Below are 2,622 nucleotides of genomic sequence, written 5' to 3' on the forward strand. Positions count from 1 at the left end.
CCGCCGAGGCGACCGCGGGCGACGTCAGCGCGGCCTGGGGGGCGCCGGCCGGACTGCTCGCCGCCGAGGGCGCGCTGCTGTGGTCGCGGCCCGGGCGGCGCACTCAGGCCGTCCTCGCGGGCACGCTCATCGGGACCGCCTTGGCGGTCGTGACGGTGCGCCTGGGGTACATGGACGCGTCGGCCGCCCTCACCTCCGCGATCCTCGTCCCCTCCATCGCGGTCGGCATCGTGTGCCAGCTGTGGCACTACCAGGTCGCCCGGGAGCTGGAGAAGGCCCGCGGGCTCGCCGCCGACCTCGCCGTCGCCGAGGAGCGCCTGCGGTTCGCGGGCGAGCTGCACGACGTCCAGGGCGGCCACCTCCAGGCGATCATGCTCAAGGCCCAGGTGGCGCGCCGGTTCGCCGACACCGACCCCGAGCTGGCCGCCAGCGAGGTCCGCGCGGTCGAGGAGCTCGCGCGCGAGGCCCTGCGCGACATGCGCGCCGTCGTCGGCGGCTACCGCAAGACCGCCCTGGCCGACGAGATCGACTCGGCCGCACGGATCCTCAAGTCCGCCGGGGTCGAGGCCAGCGTGCCCGACGCGGCGCCGACCCTCGACGAGGACACCGAGCGGCTGCTCGGGCTGCTGGTGCGCGAGGCGACCACGAACCTGATCCGCCACGCCGAGCCGACCGCCGCGAACGTCTCCATCGTGGAGATCGACGCGGAGGTCACCGTCACCGTCGTCAACGACGGCGCGGCCGAGCCCGCCGAGGGCGGCAACGGCCTGTCGATGCTCTCCCGGCGCTTCAGCGAGGCCGGCGGCACCGTCGAGCACGCGCTCGACGGCGACCGCTGGACCATCAAGGGGACCCTGCCGAAACCGGTCCCCCGCCCGCGGCAGGCGCCGCGCGTCCGCGGCTCCCGCAGCAGGCGCTCGCGCCGCTGAGCGGGGTCAGGCGCTGAACGTGTGGGACTCCAGGTGGTCCAGGAGCACCCACTCCGACTCCGGGCTCGCCTCGGCCACCAGCTCCCCCAGCGCCGCGGCCCCGAAGTGGTCGACCGCGGGTTCCTCAAGGGGCGCTTCGTAGTCGTCCCAGTGCGTCGGCACGATGTACGGCGGGTGCCTGGTGGCCGCGAGCATCCGCGGCACGTAGTCCGGGTAGTTCGGGTTGGGGCCCTGCATGAACAGCACCGTCGGCCGCACCCCGGCGACCTCGCGCTCGTGGAAGGACGGCAGGCCGTTGAAGAACAGCGACACCTCCCCGAACGTCACCAGGTAGGCGAGGGACCCGCCCTCGACGAGGTCCTTGATGGCCTCGGGTCTCGCCGGGACCGGGCCCGGGCGGGTGCCGGGGAACAGCAGCGACTTGTGCTTGCCGGAGACGCCGTGCGAGGAGCGGAACACCTCGACGGTGTAGCCCTCGAACTGATACAGCTCCCCGCCGCCGACCTGCGACAGCTGCGCGTCCGGAGTGCCCATGGCGCGCAGCAGGTTCAGGTGCGTCTCGGTGCCGAGCACCGTGGCGCCGGTCTTGGCGGCCACGGCCGGGACGTCGGCGATGTGGTCGAAGTGCGCGTGCGTGACCAGGATCGAGTCGGCGGTGCCGATGTAGGCCTCGATCGCGGTCTCGTCCACGGTGATCGGCGTGTCCGGGTTGAACTGGCCGGGGACCGTGGCGCCGGTGTAGGTGCGCGAGACGTACGGGTCGACCAGGACGGTGGTCCCGTCCGAGGTGATCTCCCAGGCGTTGGTGCCGAGCCAGCGGACGGTGACCTCAGAACTCATGGCTCTCCAGGTGGTCGATGAGCAGGAACTCTGTGTCGGGGCTCGCGGCGGCCACGCGGTCGCGCAGGGCCTCCCAGTCGCCGCCCTTGACGGCCGGCTCGGTCAGCGGCTTGTCGAAGTCGTCCCAGTGGGAGGCGACCACGTACGGCGGGAACCCGGTCGCGGCCAGCGCGCGCTCGACGAAGTCCGGGGTGTGGCCGCCGCCGGGCTGGAGGAACAGCACCGTGGGCCGCACGCCTTCGATCTCGTGCTCGTGGAAGCTCGCCGACCCCATGTTGAAGAAGGAGACGGAGCCGAAGTCGATCAGGTAGGTGAGGGAGCCGCCCTCGATGAGGTCCTTGATTTTCTTGGGCCGCGAGGGGACCTTCCCGGGGCGGGTGCCGCCGAAGAGGATCCTCTTGTGCTCGCCGGTGGTGGAGTGGGAGGAGCGGAACACCTCGACGGTGTAGCCCTCGAACCGGTACAGCTCCCCGCCGCCGACCTGCGACAGCTGCGCGTCGGGGGCGTCCATGGCGCGCAGCAGGTTCAGGTGCGTCTCGGTGCCGAGCACCGTGGCACCCGTCTGCTTCGCGAGGTAGGGGACGTCGGCGATGTGGTCCCAGTGCCCGTGGGTGACGAGGATCGTGTCGGCCTTCGGCAGGTGCTCGTCGACGACGTCCTCGTGGACCTCGATGCGGGTCGCGGGGTCGGCGCCGCCGCTGGTGTAGGCCCCGGTCGGGAAGCGGCTCACCCACGGGTCGATGAGGACGGTCGCGGTCTCGGTGGTGAACTCCCACGCGTTGGTGCCCAGCCAGCGCAGGCGCACTCCGGCGGTCTCGGCCTGGGCCGCGGCGACGCCGCCCCCGGCGGCGGC

3 protein-coding genes are annotated in these 2,622 nt (G+C 72.8%); 1 reads left to right on the forward strand and 2 read right to left on the reverse strand.

The annotated features are described in order from the left end of the window. On the forward strand, positions 1–929 hold a 929-nt coding region (locus tag DI269_RS13260), incomplete at its 5' end, for a sensor histidine kinase (RefSeq protein WP_112136616.1). 6 nt (positions 930–935) lie between these two features. Here the strand turns inward: DI269_RS13260 and DI269_RS13265 are convergent. Beyond that, on the reverse strand, positions 936–1,769 hold the full coding sequence (locus tag DI269_RS13265) for an MBL fold metallo-hydrolase (RefSeq protein ID WP_112136618.1): 834 nt from the start codon (positions 1,767–1,769) through the stop codon (positions 936–938). Next, positions 1,759–2,622 (reverse strand): MBL fold metallo-hydrolase (locus DI269_RS13270; RefSeq protein WP_332871945.1); only part of this gene is annotated, 864 nt, incomplete at its 5' end. The genes DI269_RS13270 and DI269_RS13265, both read right to left, overlap by 11 nt.

It is taken from the genome of Glycomyces dulcitolivorans (assembly GCF_003265355.1).
GTDB lineage: Bacteria > Actinomycetota > Actinomycetes > Mycobacteriales > Micromonosporaceae > Glycomyces > Glycomyces dulcitolivorans.

Excerpts from the sequence above, each read along its gene's own strand:
- DI269_RS13265 (WP_112136618.1), bottom strand. The coding sequence starts at position 1,769 with ATGAGTTCTGAGGTCACCGTCCGCTGGCTCGGCACCAACGCCTGGGAG.